We start from the raw sequence: 16,381 nt of genomic DNA, 5'->3' as shown, positions 1-16,381 counted from the left end.
AGTGTCCACCACCGCGCGCTCGGACCTCGTGGCGTCAGGCGTGCATCACGGCACGGCGGGCGCGGCCTCCGCGCGCTTCTTCGCGTCGGCCACGGCGACGTCCTTCATGGTCGCCAGGCCCTTCTCGAAGTCCTTCCCAATCATGGCCTCCATGTCCATGAGCAGGCTCATCGCCTTGCTCACGAAGTTGTTCTCGCCGGACATGGCCCAGACGACCTGGGTGCCGCCCTCGGCGGCGCTGAAGGTGAAGGTGGTGGTGTTGGTGGCGGCGAAGGGCTTGATGAACTCGAGCTTGATGGTGACCTGCTCGTTGGCCTTGCTGTCGGTGATGGTCATCCGGCCCTCACCGACCTGGTCGTTACCCACCCAGGCGTAGCCCGCGCCCGTGCCTGACTCCGGGCCGGAGTAGGTGCGCTGCTGCTGCGGGTCCAGACCGTCCCAGGGGGACCAATCCGTCCAGCGGCGGAAGTCATTCACCAGCGCGAAGGCGATGTCCGCGGACACGGGGAGCACCGCGGTGCGCTGATAGGTGAACGTGTCGGGACGGGTGACGACGAAGCCGACGAACAGCAGGATGACGGCGGCGAGGCCGACGAGAATCTTCTTGAGCATGGGGAGTGGGTCCTCAGGAGGCGGCCTGGGATGGCCGCGCTCCTGGCGCGCGTCTTAAAGCGTGTCCGGCGCCCCACGCAACCCACGCACAGCACAACGACTACGACGGAGATTGGTTGCGGCTCAGCATTCCGGAAGGCCCACGCTCAGGTTGGCCACCTCCAGCACGTTGGCGGCCAGCCCCCCTCGCGCCGTCTCCTTGTACTTGTCCTTCATGTCGCGGCCGGTGTCGCGCATCGTCCGGATGACCTTGTCCAGGCTGACGAAGTGGCGCCCGTCGCCGTGGAGGGCCATGCGCGTGGCGTTGATGGCCTTCACGGAGGCCATGGCGTTGCGCTCGATGCACGGCACCTGCACCAGTCCGCCAATGGGGTCGCAGGTGAGGCCCAGGTTGTGCTCCATGGCGATCTCCGCCGCGTTCTCCACCTGGAGCGGCGTGCCCCCCATGACCTCCGTGAGCGCCCCCGCGGCCATGGAGCAGGCGCTGCCGACTTCACCCTGGCAGCCCACCTCCGCGCCGCTGATGGAGGCGTTCTCCTTGTAGAGCACGCCAATGGCGCCGGCGGTGAGCAGGAAGCGCACCACGCCGTCTTCGTTCGCGCCGGGCACGAAGCGCCAGTAGTAGTGCAGGACGGCGGGGATGATGCCCGCGGCGCCGTTGGTGGGCGCGGTGACGACGCGGCCTCCCGCCGCGTTCTCCTCGTTGACGGCCAGGGCGTAGAGGTTCACCCAGTCCAGCACGGTGAGCGGGTTGGTGAGGCCGGCCTCGGGACGGCTGATGAGCTTCTGGTACATGCCCGCGGCGCGGCGCTCCACCTTGAGGCCACCGGGGAGGATGCCGCCGCTGGTGCAGCCGCGGCGCACGCAGGCCTGCATCACATCCCAGACGCGCAGCAGCCCGGCGCGAATCTCCGCCTCGTCGCGCCAGGTCTTCTCGTTGGCGAGCATGAGCGAGCTGAAGCTCATGCGCTCGCGCTCGCAGTGGGCCAGCAGCTCGGCGGCGGACTGGAAGGGGAAGGGCAGCGGCGTGGTGTCCTTGCTCAGCGGGTCCTTGCCCGCCGCGGCGGCGGACTCGTCGACGATGAAGCCGCCACCCACGGAGTAGTAGGCGGCCGACGCCAGCTCCGCGCCGTCCGCGCCGGAGGCGGTGAAGCGCATGCCGTTGGGATGGAAGGGCAGCGAGCGGCGGCGGTGCATGACCAGGTGCTCGCCGTCTCGGAACGTCACCTCGCGCTGACCGAGCAGCGCCACGCGGCCTTCCGCGCGCCAGCGGGAAATGATGGCGGGCACGGCCTCCACGTCCACGGCCTCCGGTGTCTCGCCCATCAGGCCCAGCACCACGGCCTTGTCGCTGCCGTGGCCCTTGCCCGTCGCGCCCAGCGAGCCGAACAGCTCCACCTTGAGCCGGGTGAGCCGCTCCAGCACGCCCGTGTCCGCCAGCTTCCGGGCGAACATGCGCGCCGCTCGCATGGGCCCGACGGTGTGCGAGCTGGAGGGTCCGATTCCAATCTTGAAGAGGTCGAAGACGCTGACGGCCATGGCGAGCGCAACATGCCACGTTTCCAGTTCCGTCCCAGTGTCCCTCCGCCGAAGCGCATGTCACCGCGTGGACGGATGAACGTCATTGGAAGTCCAACGAGCGCGGGTGGGTCGCACTCCAGGCGAGCGTCCTCCGTGCCGTGCGCGTGTGATGCGCTAGACGCGGTGCGTTGTCTGGCCGGTCTCTGGCCCGCTGCGTCGCAGTGGCGGGCTCGAGCGACGGCGCGCCGCGGGAGCCGCTGACGCCAAAGACACGAAGGGCCGGGAAGACGTCCGTGGGACGCCGGCTCCCGGCCCTCGTGCTGACGGACGGCTACTGGTCGTCGCAGGGCGTGCCCAGGCGCGCACCTTCGTACACACCGAGCTCGTTGTAGATGAGCGGCAGGTTCTCCTCCACGGGCACCTGGCGCAGCTCCAGGCGGCGCTTGGTGTTTTCAATCCACAGGGCGGGCTTCGCCTTGTCGAGCAGCAGGCGGAGGTCACCGCGCTTGGTGGAGAAGATCTCGCCTTCGGAGTCGGAGATGACGTTGGTCATCTTCTGGGCCTTCAGGTTGCCGCGCGGCCCGATGAAGACGCGGTAGTTCTTCTTCTCCGCCTCGTGGAAGCCACGGTCCACGAAGTAGTAGGCGCCCTTGGTGTCACGCAGCAGCGCGTAGGGCACGAACTTCTGCGGGTTGGGCTGGAAGGTGGCCTTGCGCAGCAGCTCCGCGGCCGGCTCACCGTCCAGCATGGTGAGGGGAATCTTCTTCTCACCGCAGGTCAGGGAGCAGGTGCGCTCCTTGCGGTCAATCTCCACGCTCGACATCACCCGCCAGTCGATGCCGCGGAAGTTGGGGTTCGCGCCCTTGTTGAAGAAGCGCGGGTCCAGGAAGGACGTGGCCGACGTGTAGGGGCCGGGGCGGGGCACCTGGACGAACTGCTTCTCATCGCCGTAGTAGAGGACGGCGTTGGTGTCCTCGTCGTCGGGCGTGAGTGCCACGAAGTGGCCCTTGCCGTCGGTGCACACCGACGTGGCCTCCAACATCATCTTCTCGCCGAGGTTGGACTCCTTGCCCCAGGGGGGCTGGATGGGCTCGGCCGCCATGGCGGCGGTACACGCGAAAGACATCGCCGCGAAGGCGAAACGCTGGAATCGCATCGTGAAGGCTCCGACTACAGGTTCTGCTTGAAGTACTTGGTGGCGAACTTGTCCTGATTGGGGGCATCGCGGGAGGTCGTCCAGATGACGCGGTCCGCCTCAATCTTGGGCTCCAGCGCGGAGCCGAAGCGGCAGCTGACCTGCTTCACCTTCTCCTGGATGGTCTGCTTCGCGATGGCGGACGCCGTACACAGCTCCTTGAGGCTGGTCAGCGGGGTGCCACAGAAGCTGGAGATGCTCAGTTCCTTGAGGTGGTCCTCGTTGATGCTGCTCCAGTCGATGCGGGCGGCCACGGACGTGCCACACGCGTTGTTCATCTCCTGGAGGGTGGCGGCAAGTTCCTTGTTGTGGCCGGACTCCTCTCCCTTGCGGTCGAAGGCCATCAGCTTCGCCAGGGTGCCGTCCTTCATCTGCTTCTGGTGCTGCGCGTAGACCTCCTCCGGCTTCAGCGCGGCGGTCTTCTTCTCGTCATAGGCCAGGCGGATGGGGCGCTGGCGGCCGGGCACGTAGAGCTCGTACTTCGTGTCGCGTACGTGCAGGGCCGTGTACTTCCGGCCGTGCCACTGGGTGCTGTAGTTGAACTGCTCGGTGCTGCGGGTGCTCCAGTCGTTCTGCTCGTAGGGGAACACCAGGCCGTCGAACTCCGAGCCCGTGCCCTTCACGCGCAGGATGAACTTCTTGTCGGAACGGGGCGTGAGCGGCACCACGGCCACCTCTTCGCCCTCCGTACCGGAGTACACCTTGCCAGCTTCCACCGGCGCGGCGGCCAGGGCCTGCGACGCCCCCAGCGCGACTGCCGTGACAATCACTGCGACCATGTTTCTCAAGCGAATCACCTCGTGTTGCATGAGGGCCCCCCAACCCGGATGGCCCGCTGTTTCAGAGCTCGATGTCGTGCTTCTGGCAGAACTTCTTGACCTTGGCACGCTCCGCTGACGCGACCTTGGGCCACTCGCTGACCGCACCGCCCAGGTCCTTTTGCTGGCAGTAGGCGCGGGTGAGCAGCGAATACGCCGCCATGGAGCGCTTCGTGCGCTGGCTGCTGCGTGCCAGCGCGATGGCGCGGCTGGCGTCACCCGAGGCCAACGCGCTTTCTCCTTCCTTCAACAGCTTGCGGACCTGCTCGGGAAGTTCTTCCTTGGGCTCGGGACGCGTCACCGGGCGAGAGGTCGGCTTGTCGGGCGGGGTGACAGTGGCCACCACCACCTGCTGCGCGTTCTCTGTGTCCGGCGGAGTCTGCGTGCCGTTTGCCTGCTGCGTGCCGTTTGCCTGCTGCGTGCCGTTTGCCTGCTGCGTGCCGTTTGTCTGCTGCGTGCCGTTTGCCTGCTGGCCGTTGGGCTGCTGCGCATCGTTGGGCTGCTGCGCATCGTTGGGCTGCTGCGCATCGTTGGGCTGCTGCGTGCCGTTGGCCTGCTGCGCACCGTTGGCATGCTGCGCGTCCTGGGGCGCGCGGGCGTCCGCCACGGGCGTCGTGGGCGAGCCCGTGCCGGAGGCGCCACCCTTCATCCACCAGACGAGTCCCACGCTGGAGGCCAGGAGGACCGCCGCGGTGGCGCCGATGAATGCACCGCGCCCCTTTGCCGCGGGGGCGGTGAGACGGGCATGGGCGGGGCGGACAACTGCGCCGCGGCGGCATGGGCCTCGGCGGCGCCCGGGATGGGCACGGGAACGCTCACGGCCGTGTGGTGCTGAGCGGGGCGTTCCGGCACGGGAATGGCCGGAAGCTGCTTCGAGATGAGCGTGGGCTCCAGGCCAGGCGGGTCGATGAGCGATGCGGCGGACAACTGCGCCACGCCCATCTGCCCCGTCGCGGATGGACTGAAGCCCTGCGCCTGCACCACGCCCATCTGCCCCGTGGCGGATGCACTGAAGCCCTGCGAGCCGGTGCCGGGCGCCATCGTGGAATCGAAGCCCTCGCGGCCCGTGTCCGGTGCCACCTTCAGGCTTCCGGGTGGGGCGGTGGCGGAGAGTGAGGCCGGGCCCGTGGAGGGCAGCGCGATTCCGGACACCGGGGCCTGGGGACGTGGGGCGGGCTGGTTGCCCGCCGTGGTGGACAGCGAGTGTAGCGGCGTGCCCGTCAGGTCCTCGATGAAGGAGGAGACGTCCGGGTAGCGCTCGTCCACGCTCTTGGCGAGCGCGCGCATCACCGCGGAGATGGCCTCCGGCGTGGCCTCGGGACAGAGCGGGGCCAGGGGCTCGGGCGGCTCATAGACGACGCGGAAGATCATCTGGGCGAGGCTGCCTGAGCCGAACACGGGCTTGCCGGCCATCATCTCGTAGACGATGCACCCCAGCGCGAAGACGTCCGTGCGCGCGTCGATGTCCCGGTTCTTCCCCTGGGCCTGCTCCGGTGACATGTACTGAGGCGTCCCGATGATGGTCGCCTCCTGCGTCTGCACAGTCGTGGAGCTGAGGACCTTGGAGATGCCGAAGTCGAGCAGCTTCACGCGCTCGCCCACCACGCCACCGGAGTCGGTGGGCACCAGGAACACGTTGGCTGGCTTCAGGTCGCGGTGGATGACGCCCGCGCCGTGCGCCGCCTGGAGGGCCGAGCCCATCTGCCGGGTGAAGGAGACCACGTCCTCCATGGGCAGGCGCCCGCGCGCCAGACGCTCCTGGAGGCTCTCACCGCGCAGGTACTCCAGCACCAGGAAGGGGTTGCCGTTCTCCAGGGTGTCGTAGTCGAGCACCTCGACGATGTTGGGGTGGCCCAGCCGCGAGGCAATCTCCGCCTCCCGGCGGAAGCGCGCGAAGATTTCGGGCGTCAGGTGGTCGCCGCCACGCAGCACCTTGACCGCCACCTGCTTGCCGGGAAGCCGCAGGTGTTGGGCCAGGTACACCGAGCCCATTCCTCCCCGTCCCAGCAGGGAGACAATCCTGTACGTATTCCGCAGGACCTCATCAATTCGGAGGTCACCGTCAGCGGGTAGGGTCATGGGGCTGGGACTCTCAGGCAGGGCATTCCGGGGAAACTTCGCCCATTCCATCCTCCCACCCCCCCATGAGGCAACCCTCCTGATGTCGCAGTACACCCAGCCGGGTCGTGGCACGCGACGAGACTGTGCGTCCCACCGGCAGCCTGCTAAGGAGGCGGGCGTATGCCGAAGGCCAAGACTCCCAAACCCCCGGACTCACTCGAAGTCCGAGTGCGCCGCATCCACAGGCGGGACCTGAACCGGACCTGGGAGTTCCTCAAGCTCGTCTTCCGGGACGTGAACCGGGAGACGGTGGAGTACCAGCGGCCTCGCTCCAAGCGGCGATTCCTGGAGGTCTACACCTCGGAGTGGATCGAACAGCTCCTCTATGAGGTGGACGGTAGCATCGTCGGTTACTCGGAGTGCGCCTTCGAGGCCACCGGGGACGACAACTGGGTGAACCCCCGCTGGTTCGAGAAGCGGGGCATGCGGCCGCTCTTCGTGGAGGAGCTGGCGGTGCACCCGGACTACCAGGGGCGGGGCGTGGGCAGCTTCATGTTGGATCAGCTCCAGCACCTGGCCCGGACGCGGGGCTGCACGCACCTGGTCCTGGAGGTGGCGGAGAACAACGAGTCCGCCCTGACGTGGTACCGGACGCGGAGCTTCTACAAGCTGGATGCCGCCATCTTCATGGCGCAGAAGGTGCCCGGCGAACCGGACCTGCTGCCGCCGCGCCGGTTGAAGCGCCGGCAGAAGCCCACCGCGGAGACGGGGACTCCCTCGACGGGCCCCATGCCGGAAACCGCGCCCACCCGGGCGGCGGCACGCAAGGGCGCGCGCCCGCGGCGAGGAAGAAGAGCAGCTGAGGCTGCTCAGGCTTCGCACGAGGCCGCCGCCCGGGATTCCGAGCGGCGGCGCCCGACACAGCACTTCGGTGTCGTTCAGGCGGGCTGAGGCAGGCGGGAGGCGTCCGGCGCCGGCTCGGTGGCGACCGCCGTCGTCGCGGTGAGCGTAGGCTGCGGCGCGGGCGCGATGATGGACTCGCCCACCGTCTCGCCGTGCTGGCTCAGGTCCAGGCCTTCTTCCTCATGCTCGCGGGTGACGCGCAGCGGGACGATGCGGTCCACCAACTTGTAGAGCAGGAACGCGCCGGCGAAGGAGAACACCGACACCAGCACCAGCGCCAGCATGTGCATCATGAAGGTGCGCGTCTCGCCGTGGATGAGGCCCACGTCCTTGGCCAGCACGCCCGTCAGCACCATGCCCACCACGCCGCCCAGCCCGTGGCAGGGGAAGACGTCCAGCGTGTCGTCAACGGAGGTGCGGTTCTTGAAGTGCACCGCCGCGTTGCTCACGAAGCTGGCGACCAGACCCACGAAGATGCTCTGCCCCACGGTGATGAAGCCGGCCGCGGGCGTCACCGCCACCAGGCCCACCACCGCGCCGATGCACGCGCCCATGGCGCTGGGCTTGCGGCCGCGCAGCCAGTCGAAGGCAATCCACCCCAGCATCGCCGCCGCGGACGCCGTGTTGGTGGTGGCGAAGGCCAGCGTGGCCAGCGACGAGGCCGACATCGCCGAGCCCGCGTTGAAGCCGAACCAGCCGAACCACAGCATGCCCGTGCCCAGCATCACGAAGGGGATGTTGGCGGGCGCGTGCGTCGTGTTCTCCACGTGCACCTTGCGGCGGCCCAGCACCAGCGCTCCAGCCAGCGCCGCGAAGCCCGCGGACATGTGCACCACCGTGCCGCCCGCGAAGTCGAGCACGCCCCACTGACGGAGGAAGCCCTCCGGGTGCCACGTCCAGTGCGCCAGCGGCGCGTAGATGACGAGCGTGAAGAGCACCATGAAGAGCACGTATGCCTTGAAGCGCACGCGCTCCGCGAACGCGCCGGTGATGAGCGCCGGGGTGATGATGGCGAACTTGAGCTGGAACAGCGCGAACAGCATCAAGGGGATGGTGGGCGCCAGGTCCGGGTGCGTCTCACCGCCCACGCCGCTGAACATGAAGAAGGTTCGCGGGTCGCCGATGAGCCCATGGAAGCTGTCGCCGAAGCACAGGCTGAAGCCCACCACCACCCAGATCAGGCTGATGACCGCCATGGCGATGAAGCTCTGCAGCAGCGTGGACACCACGTTCTTCAGCCGCACCATGCCGCCGTAGAAGAAGGACAGGCCCGGCGTCATCAGCAGCACCAACGCAGTGGCTGTGAGGATCCACGCCGTGTCCGCGGTGTCGATGGGCCCCCCTTGCTTCAACTGCGCCGCCGGTTCGACCAGCAACCCCGCCACACCCACACCCACGAGAAGGGCCATCGCCATCCACTTCTTCATTGCGCCTCCACCCGGAAGACTGACGCAATGCAGGATGTGGCGAGTTCGCGCTAGATTCAATCCGACCTGGGCTTATTTAGCGCCCAGGTAGGTTAAAACGGTCCATATTTATTCTAAGTTGAGGCTACTTGGCGGGCGGGGGCTCACTTCATCTGGATGCGCCCGTCCTTGATTTCCAGGTCTTCACCGCCCTTGAGGACCACGGTTCCCGCGTCCGTCTTCACGGCGCAGGGCCCGGAGCCCTGGATGGTGACGGAGGCCGTCTGGCTCTTGCCGAACGTCACCGACGTCTTCACGCCGCTACACACCACGGACCACGAGTGGTCGCGCGAATCGCGGTTGTAGTAGCGCACCGTCACCGCGGCCCACGCGGCGGACGACGCGAGCAGGGATGCAACCAGTGTCACCGCGGCGAGCTTCGTCTTCATGCCTTCTTCCCTGAGTCAGGAGCGTTGGTGCCGCGCACACTGGAGCACGGAGTTGGTGCTTGTCCATGCCTCGCGCGTGACGGCAGGCGACGTCATACGACGCATCCCTGACAGTCGCGCGGACAGACAGGTGCTTTGCCTACGTACAAACCACCACGCCTCAGTGGGTGGGCGTGGGCAGGTCGGAAACGTCAGTGGAGTCCACGTCGGGCGCGCCGCGCTTCAACTCCCCGGAAGAGCGCCATCCGCCAACGATGGTGCGGCGCATGAAGGCAGCACCGCAGGACTCTCGTCATGCGTGGTCCGAAGAACGGGGGCAGGTCAATGGCGCAAGGCGTCCCGTCACCCAGGCGGCCTCCTGGCAGAGGGCCGGACCTTCCCTCCCTGGGCAGCTCGGTCGATTTCCTGCAACGGTGTCGCCCGGCCTGTCTCTCCCTGTCAGGCGGGGGTGTTCCTTGCCCCACCGCGACTGTTCGGGAGGACGACATGAAGGCGATGACGCGGTACCTGGTGCTTTTCTCCATGCTGGTGGTGGGTTGTGGTGACTCGAGCGAAGGTGATGGGGACTCCGCGCTCAAGTGCGACGCGATAGGGTGGTGTACCTCGTGGGAGTCGGACCAGGCGGCGGTGACGGACGCCCCCGCGCTGAAGGGAGGCTCGGTGCCTGATGGGCTGTACCGCCTGGAGCGCGGCTCGGAGGACGCGCGTGCCCTGCTCTTCAAGGGCAAGTCCGTCCTCAAGGTGGGCGGTAGCTGGGGGAACATCCTGGGGACCTGGAAGGTGGATGGGAACCACCTGGTCATCACCACGACGAGTTCCTGCTACGGGACCAGGGAGGATTCCTTCAACGAGACCTTCCGTTATGCGTTCGCCGTCAAGGGGGACACGCTGTACCTGCACGAGGATGAGTTCGAGGACATGCCCATCCTGGCCTGGCGCAAGGTGGACTCGCTCTGTCAGGAGAACGCCTCGTTCAACTGCAAGGTGAGCAACTGCACCTGCAAGTACGTGGCGAACTCGTCCTTCGATACCTCGGAAAGGTGCTTCTGAGCCAGGACGTCACGGGCCTCGGGCAAAGCCGGGGCCCGCGGGTCAGACGGATGCCCCTGGCCGCTCGCCCAACTCTTCCGGACGCCGCTCCGGGGGCGCCATGAACTCGGGGCCTACGGGCTCGGGCACGGACTCGGTCACCACCGAGTCCGTGTACGTCAGGGCCTCGTCGTCGAGTCTCCAGCCCATCACGTCCCGCAGCGGCTCCAGCTCGCCGGGGTGGCGGGCTCCCCACAGCGCCACTGTGACGCCGGGCTGGTCCAGCACCCAGCGGACCGCGAACGGGAGCACGCCCTTGTCGTAGCGCTCGCGCGCGAACTGCGCGAGCCGCTGGACGGCCTGCAGGTACTGTGCGTAGCGCGGAGGCAGGAACTTGGGGTCGGTCTTTCGCAGGTCGTCTCCTTCGAACCGGGTGTTCTCGTTCATCGTCCCGGTCAGGAGTCCCCGACAGAGTGCGCCGTAGGTGAGGGTGGCCACGCCATTTGTGCGGCACCAGGGGATGATGTCCTCCAGGGCCTCCCGCTCGAAGAGGTTGAGCGGGGGCTGCGCCGAGGCGAGCGGCGCCACACGCCGGAACCGCTCCATCGCCTCGATGGAGTAGTTGGAGACGCCGATCGCGCGGATTTTTCCGGCGCGCTGGAGGTCGAGCAGCGCCTGGGCGGTCTCCTCATATGGCGTGGAGAAATCCGGCCAATGGACCTGGTAGAGGTCGACGTAGTCGGTGCGCAGACGCCTCAGCGAGACCTCGAGCTCCTGGATGACCTGTTGTCGCGACGAGTTGCGGATGACGCCGTCCCCGCGCCGCTCCAGGCCCACCTTGGTTGCCACGACGACCTGCTCACGCCCGCCTCGTTCGGCGAGCGCCCTGCCCACGACTTCCTCTGAGTGCCCGAAGCCGTATGCCGGCGCGGTGTCGATGAGCGTGATGCCCAGGTCGAGCGCTGCGTGGATGGTCCGCACCGACTCGTCGTCGTCGGTGCCACCCCACTGCGACCCGCCCATGGCCCAGGTGCCCAGGCCCACGCGGCTGGCAGGGGCCGAAATGCCGAGAATCGATGCGTACTCCATGGCGCTCCTCCGTGTGCGTGTTGCTGCCCTCGGGCGGGGTCTCATCCGGGGGCGGCGCGGCTTCGGGGCTGGCGTTCAGGATGGATGGTGCATCGGCGGTGTCGCTCCGCCGCCCGTCGGATGAGCGCCCGGCCGGTAGGCGGGGGCCTCATCGGGCTTGCATCGTTGTTCCACCAAGCCTGGCTGCGAAACGCCCCCTTCGTGTCATTCGTCGCCCTGGCACATCGGTGTGCACCGCTCACCTGCGAATCAAGCTGTCGCCTGGCGGGGGCAGGGAGCCGACTCGCACTGCCCGGCTCACGAGGGCGTGGAACTGCCGCACGGTGCGGCTGTCCGGCCCAGGCTTTCCGTCGCGAGGGCGTGCCTATTTGAAAGACAGACCCGTCATTGAGCGAGGTGCGGCATGCATGCGGTGGCAGTGTTTCCAGGGACGCGCGAGGTTCGCCTCGTCGACTCGCCGGAGCCTCGGCCCGTGACGGGCTCTCAGGGGCTCCTGAAGGTCCTCGAAGTGGGCATCTGCGGCACGGACCGGGAGATCGGTGCCTTTGAATACGGGACGCCTCCTCCGGACTCCGACCACCTCATTCTCGGGCACGAGGCGCTCGCGAAAGTGGTGGCGACGGGCCCGGACGTCACCCTGGTCCGCGAGGGAGACCTCGTGGTCCCCACCGTTCGCCGGCCCTGTCCTCATGCGCGCTGTCATCCCTGTCGCGCGGAGCGTCAGGACTTCTGTGTCACAGGGGATTTCCGGGAGCGGGGCATCAAGGCGGCGCACGGCTTCCTCCAGGAGTGGGTGGTGGAAGAGGAGGGGCACCTGGTCGTGGTGCCCCGCAAGCTCTCCGACGTGGCGGTGCTGGTCGAGCCGCTCTCCGTGGCCGCCAAGGCCGCGGAGCAAGTACAGGCCATTCAGCGGAGGCTGCCCTGGGAGCGCGCACGCGTGCGAGCGCTGGCTCTCGGCGCCGGGCCGGTGGGGCTCCTGGGCGCCATGAGCATGGTGGTGAACCACTTTGACACCTTCGTCTACTCCCTGGAGCCCGCGGCCAGCGAGCGCGCGAACCTCATCCGCTCCTTCGGTGCCACCTACGTCTCCGGACAGGACGTGCCCCTCGGGGAGCTCGGAAAGAAGGTCGGGACGTTCGACATCATCTACGAGGCTGTGGGCGTGTCGAAGGTCGCGTTCGCGGCCATCGATGCGCTGGGGCCCAATGGGCTCTTCATCTTCACAGGCATCCCCGCGCACGGCGGCCCGAACCCCGTGGATACGGACACCCTGATGCGCAACATCGTGCTGAGGAACCAACTGCTCCTCGGGACCGTGAACGCGAGCCGGAGCGCTTACGAGCTGGCGCTCCGCGAGCTGGAGCAAGCGATGTTCTTGTTCCCGCAGAGCGTGCGCGCCCTCATGACCCATCGGGTTCCCATCCAGGAGACGCCCGCGCTTCTCAATGGGGCAGGTGGCATCAAGCAGGTGGTTCAGCTGGCTTCATGAGTGAGGCGTCCTGAGGCTCCGGCCTGGGGGCCTGCTTCGCCACCGGCCCGGAGCCATGTGATGGCGGGCCGACGTAGCTGAGGCTCACTCCGCTGCCCGGGTGCGCCGGAGCGGCGCGTTGCGCGAGCCCGTCTCACATCCCAATGTCCAGACATGTCATCCCCCCTCGAGCACTACGGCCTTATCGGCGACCTGACGACCGTTGCCCTGGTATCACGGAGCGGCTCCATCGACTGGATGTGCCTGCCGCGCATCGACTCCGATGCCTGCTTCGCCAAGTTGCTCGGCACAAACGAACATGGCTACTGGAGCCTCCGGCCCGCGGCGGAGGTCCGGGCCGTCCAGCAGCGCTACCGGCCGGAGACGTTGGTGTTGGAGACGGAGGTTACCTGTAACGGCGGCCGGGCGCGCATCATCGACTTCATGCCTCCGGGGGAGACTGAGCACGACATCATCCGCATCGTCGAGGGGCTCGAAGGTGAGGTCCCGATGCATTCCGACCTCAGGGTGCGCTTTGCCTATGGCAAGTTGACCCCCTGGATTCAGTGCAGCAGTCACCGCGCCACCCTGACCTCGGGGCCGGACGCGCTCGCATTCAGCAGCCCGGTTCCGCTCGTACCGGACTGGGATGAGGCCCGCCTGGAAGCGGACTTTGTCGTCCGCGCAGGGGAGCGGCTCCCCTGCTCGCTGACGTTCTATGCGTCGCACATGGCTGCGCCGGAGCACCCTGTCGATGCGGAGCGGGACCTGGTGCGGACTGAGCAGTACTGGCGTGAATGGGCGAGCCGGTGCCGATACGAGGGCTCTTTTCGTGACGCCGTGGTGCGCTCGCTCATCACCTTGAAGGCGCTCACCTATGCGCCGACCGGAGGCATCGTCGCGGCACCGACCACGTCGCTCCCCGAAGAACTCGGCGGAGTCCGAAACTGGGACTACCGCTACTGCTGGCTTCGAGACGCATCCCTCACGCTTGAGGCGTTGATGCGAGGAGGCTACCTCGATGAGGCGCGGGCCTGGCGCGACTGGCTGCTGCGTGCTGTCGCTGGCGCTCCGGCTGAGGCGCAGATCATGTACGGCGTCGCCGGCGAGCACCGTCTCCCCGAGGTCGAACTGCCATGGCTTCCCGGCTACGAGGAGTCCCGGCCGGTGCGCATCGGAAATGGCGCGTACGGCCAGTTCCAGCTGGACGTCTACGGTGAAACGCTGAACGCGATGTACGAGGCGCGCGTGTACGGGGTGCCGGAGGCCGGATCGCTCCCCTGGGACACGCTGAAGGTGCTCGTCGACTTCGTGGAGAAGAGCTGGCAGCGTCCGGACGAAGGCATCTGGGAGATCCGCAGCAAGCGCCAGCTCCACTTCACGCACTCGAAGCTCATGGCGTGGGTCGCGGTGGATCGAGGCGTCCGCTTCGTCGAGCAGTTCGGTGCCAACGCGTCGGAGAAGCTGAAGAAGCGCCTGCCCCGCTGGCGCGCGTTGCGCGAGGAGATTCGCGCTGACATCCTGGCGCGTGCCTACAACTCGCGCGTGGGGGCCTTCACGCAGTCCTATGGCTCGGACGCCCTCGACGCGAGCGTGCTCCTGATTCCGCACATGGGCTTCCTGCCTGCGGATGACCCGCGCATGTTGGGCACTGTCGCCGCCATCGAGAAGGGCCTCACCAAGGCTGGGTTTGTGGAGCGCTACTTGACCGAGACGGGCGTGGACGGACTGGCGGGCCATGAGGCCACGTTCCTCATCTGCAGCTTCTGGCTCGTCGACAACTACACCATGGTTGGCCGCCTCGACGAGGCAGGGGCGCTGTTCCAGCGCCTCGTCTCCATCCGGAACGACCTCGGGCTGCTGGCCGAGGAGTACCACCCTGGGCTGCACCGCCAGCTTGGCAACTTCCCACAGGCGTTCTCCCATGTCGGGCTCATCAACAGCGCCGTGTTGCTGGAGGCCAAGCGGGCAGGGCGGGACGTGTCGTTCACCGCCATGGCCGCCGCGAGCATGCACTAGGAGCGTGTCGCTGAAATCCTCACCAATGCCTCTTGCCAGAAGGCAGTCACGTCAGGAGGCGCATGGCCGGCCGTGTCTGTGCGCTGGAGCATCTCTTCCTGGAGACGCGTCGCTATTGGCCCGGCCTCTTCCATTGCTACGCCGTCCCCGGCGGGCCTCTCTTCGAAGACGGCAACACGCGCGAGTCTTGGGCCGTCGATGCCGGGCCAACCCGAACGCCTTTCTCAGACTCGCATTCTAGCCGAACGAGCCTGTCCGACGCTTCAGGAGGCTACACACCTCGAGTCGAGGTGCTGCCGGTCGCCAACTTGTGCCCCACGTGACATGCGGAGCTTGTCGATGCTGCGATCTGCATGGAGGCATCCGGGGTGTCCGGTGGTGGGTTCGGCTCATCGCCACACTCGCAACCCGGTATGACCCACAGGGCCATCAGCCTTCCACGAAGTGCTCATCGTATCACAGGGCTTGTTCGTGTCAGGGATTGTCGTGGTGGGCCTACCGGCCGAGCTTGACTTCCTTGGCGTGGATTTCGTCCGCCTCCAGCCAGTCCGCGTGGATTTCCTTGGCGTAGATGACATCCGCGGAGACGGTGCTGCTCTTGAGCTCGGAGCTGCCCCAGTGCTCACGCCGGGGGCCGCCGCGGATGACGCGGCCCACCCGCCCGTCCCGGGCCTTGACCTCCTTGGCGTAGATGACACGCGCCGATACCCGGCTGGCATGAATCTCCTTCACTTCGATGACGTCGCGCCGAGGCGGAGGTGGGCGTGGGGGACGTGGCCGTCCAGGTGGCGGGGAGCGCGGAGCCTCGCGGGGGTAGGTGGGGACGTCACGCGTATGGAAGTGACATCCTGTCAGTGTCCAGGCCAATCCCAGGAAGAGCCCAAGCCTCCGCATCAGGGAATCCCAGTGTTGTCCACCAGCACGGCGCTGGAGCTGGGCACGGTGGCCTGGCCCGTGGTGAAGCGGTTGCGCAGGAGCGTCACGCCGTTCCCGGTGATGGTGGCGCTGGTGACGTCGGAGAACGCGAGGGAGAAGCCGTTGGCATTGCTGGTGACGCGACCGTTGACCTTGACGCCCCGCATCCGGTTGGTGCCACCGAGCACCGTCACGTTGCCCTCGATGACCGACAGAGGCCCCTTGGTCGGGGACCATGCGCCGAAGATGAGCACGCCTTCCGCGCGAAGCTCGATGTTGCCTGGGTAGGTGCCTTCCTTCAGCAGGATGATGGTGTCGTCGGCCGCAGCGGCCTGGGCGATGCTTCCGCCCGGCTCCACCACCACCACCTCGCCCCCGATGGGGTAGCGCACCGGCGGAAAGAGCGGCTGCACCACGCCGTCACGGTATGACAGCACCACGTCATACAGCTCCTTCTCCTGCACCACCTGGAAGGAGAACGTGCCTGGGTCGAAGTCCAGCGTCACCGTGCCCGTGGGGAGCTTCTCCACCAGTGCCAGCCCGGTGGAGTCCGTCTTGGATGTGGGCAGGTCCTCGGCTTGAAACGCTACGCCAGAGCGGTCCCCGCCAGGGGACACCGAGGTGGTGGAGCCCTCGTTGATGACGGGGTTGACCAGTACCACCGCGCTCGTCACCCCGCCGAAGTGCCCCGGTGACCTGGGCGTATCTTCTCCACACCCCACCATTGCCAGACCCATCACCACTACGGCTGCCCACTGTCGAATCATGAATGGCATCTCCTCAGAGGGACTCTGATTGTGGGTAAACGGCCACGGCATTGGTTGAACGATCGCGCCGCTGGCTTAGGCGTTGTCGTGGGGTGGGAAAACTCCGCTTGGCGGCAGTTTGGCGACGGA

Annotated in this window: 15 protein-coding genes; 4 read left to right on the top strand and 11 right to left on the bottom strand. The window is 67.3% G+C overall.

Going from position 1 to position 16,381, the window contains the following annotated elements; translation table 11 throughout:
• Window positions 1-45: 45 nt before the first annotated feature.
• The 6 genes from QEG98_RS34145 to QEG98_RS34120 all read right to left on the bottom strand — a co-directional run bounded on the left by QEG98_RS34145 (window position 46) and on the right by QEG98_RS34120 (window position 6,138).
• Window positions 46-612, bottom strand: a complete 567-nt coding sequence (locus tag QEG98_RS34145; protein WP_316564277.1) for an SRPBCC family protein — start codon at window positions 610-612, stop codon at window positions 46-48.
• A gap of 123 nt (window positions 613-735) precedes the next feature.
• On the bottom strand, window positions 736-2,151 hold the full coding sequence (locus QEG98_RS34140) for an L-serine ammonia-lyase (RefSeq protein WP_090493423.1): 1,416 nt from the start codon (window positions 2,149-2,151) through the stop codon (window positions 736-738).
• Window positions 2,152-2,464: 313 nt separating this feature from the next.
• Entirely contained in the window at window positions 2,465-3,289 is an 825-nt protein-coding gene (locus QEG98_RS34135; RefSeq protein WP_316564276.1) for a hypothetical protein, read from the bottom strand.
• Between the two features lie 14 nt (window positions 3,290-3,303).
• The gene (locus QEG98_RS34130; protein WP_316564275.1) at window positions 3,304-4,107 is read right to left on the bottom strand and encodes a hypothetical protein; all 804 of its coding nucleotides are present in this window, start codon (window positions 4,105-4,107) and stop codon (window positions 3,304-3,306) included.
• 61 nt (window positions 4,108-4,168) lie between these two features.
• Window positions 4,169-4,753, bottom strand: coding sequence for a hypothetical protein (locus QEG98_RS34125; protein ID WP_316564274.1), 585 nt, complete (start codon window positions 4,751-4,753; stop codon window positions 4,169-4,171).
• A 38-nt stretch (window positions 4,754-4,791) separates the two neighbouring features.
• Window positions 4,792-6,138 (bottom strand): serine/threonine-protein kinase, encoded by a 1,347-nt coding sequence (locus QEG98_RS34120; RefSeq protein WP_316564273.1) that lies wholly within the window; start codon window positions 6,136-6,138, stop codon window positions 4,792-4,794.
• 249 nt (window positions 6,139-6,387) lie between these two features.
• Between QEG98_RS34120 and QEG98_RS34115 the strand changes: the two genes are divergently transcribed.
• Complete coding sequence (locus tag QEG98_RS34115; RefSeq protein WP_316564272.1) at window positions 6,388-7,158, top strand: N-acetyltransferase; 771 nt, start codon at window positions 6,388-6,390, stop codon at window positions 7,156-7,158.
• Here QEG98_RS34115 and QEG98_RS34110 read toward each other — a convergent pair.
• Both QEG98_RS34110 and QEG98_RS34105 read right to left on the bottom strand, forming a co-directional pair.
• Entirely contained in the window at window positions 7,146-8,537 is a 1,392-nt protein-coding gene (locus QEG98_RS34110) for an ammonium transporter (protein ID WP_316564271.1), read from the bottom strand. The genes QEG98_RS34115 and QEG98_RS34110 overlap by 13 nt on opposite strands.
• Before the next feature lie 143 nt (window positions 8,538-8,680).
• The gene (locus QEG98_RS34105; protein ID WP_316564270.1) at window positions 8,681-8,965 is read right to left on the bottom strand and encodes a hypothetical protein; all 285 of its coding nucleotides are present in this window, start codon (window positions 8,963-8,965) and stop codon (window positions 8,681-8,683) included.
• Window positions 8,966-9,451: 486 nt separating this feature from the next.
• Between QEG98_RS34105 and QEG98_RS34100 the strand changes: the two genes are divergently transcribed.
• Window positions 9,452-10,015, top strand: coding sequence for a hypothetical protein (locus tag QEG98_RS34100; protein ID WP_316564269.1), 564 nt, complete (start codon window positions 9,452-9,454; stop codon window positions 10,013-10,015).
• A gap of 42 nt (window positions 10,016-10,057) precedes the next feature.
• Here the strand turns inward: QEG98_RS34100 and QEG98_RS34095 are convergent, their stop codons facing one another.
• Window positions 10,058-11,083, bottom strand: a complete 1,026-nt coding sequence (locus tag QEG98_RS34095; protein ID WP_316564268.1) for an aldo/keto reductase — start codon at window positions 11,081-11,083, stop codon at window positions 10,058-10,060.
• Window positions 11,084-11,555: 472 nt separating this feature from the next.
• On the opposite strand from QEG98_RS34095, the gene QEG98_RS34090 reads away from it, so the two are divergent.
• Window positions 11,556-12,572 (top strand): glucose 1-dehydrogenase, encoded by a 1,017-nt coding sequence (locus QEG98_RS34090; RefSeq protein ID WP_316564267.1) that lies wholly within the window; start codon window positions 11,556-11,558, stop codon window positions 12,570-12,572.
• Window positions 12,573-12,725: 153 nt separating this feature from the next.
• Window positions 12,726-14,570, top strand: a complete 1,845-nt coding sequence (locus QEG98_RS34085; RefSeq protein WP_316564266.1) for a glycoside hydrolase family 15 protein — start codon at window positions 12,726-12,728, stop codon at window positions 14,568-14,570.
• A gap of 495 nt (window positions 14,571-15,065) precedes the next feature.
• Here QEG98_RS34085 and QEG98_RS34080 read toward each other — a convergent pair whose 3' ends face one another.
• Both QEG98_RS34080 and QEG98_RS34075 read right to left on the bottom strand, forming a co-directional pair.
• Window positions 15,066-15,302 (bottom strand): hypothetical protein, encoded by a 237-nt coding sequence (locus tag QEG98_RS34080; protein ID WP_316564265.1) that lies wholly within the window; start codon window positions 15,300-15,302, stop codon window positions 15,066-15,068.
• Between the two features lie 161 nt (window positions 15,303-15,463).
• The gene (locus QEG98_RS34075) at window positions 15,464-16,252 is read right to left on the bottom strand and encodes a hypothetical protein (protein ID WP_316564264.1); all 789 of its coding nucleotides are present in this window, start codon (window positions 16,250-16,252) and stop codon (window positions 15,464-15,466) included.
• Window positions 16,253-16,381 lie beyond the last annotated feature (129 nt).

The organism is Myxococcus sp. MxC21-1 (genome assembly GCF_032612255.1).
GTDB lineage: Bacteria > Myxococcota > Myxococcia > Myxococcales > Myxococcaceae > Myxococcus > Myxococcus virescens.
This window is presented reverse-complemented; position numbering and strand designations above follow the sequence as displayed.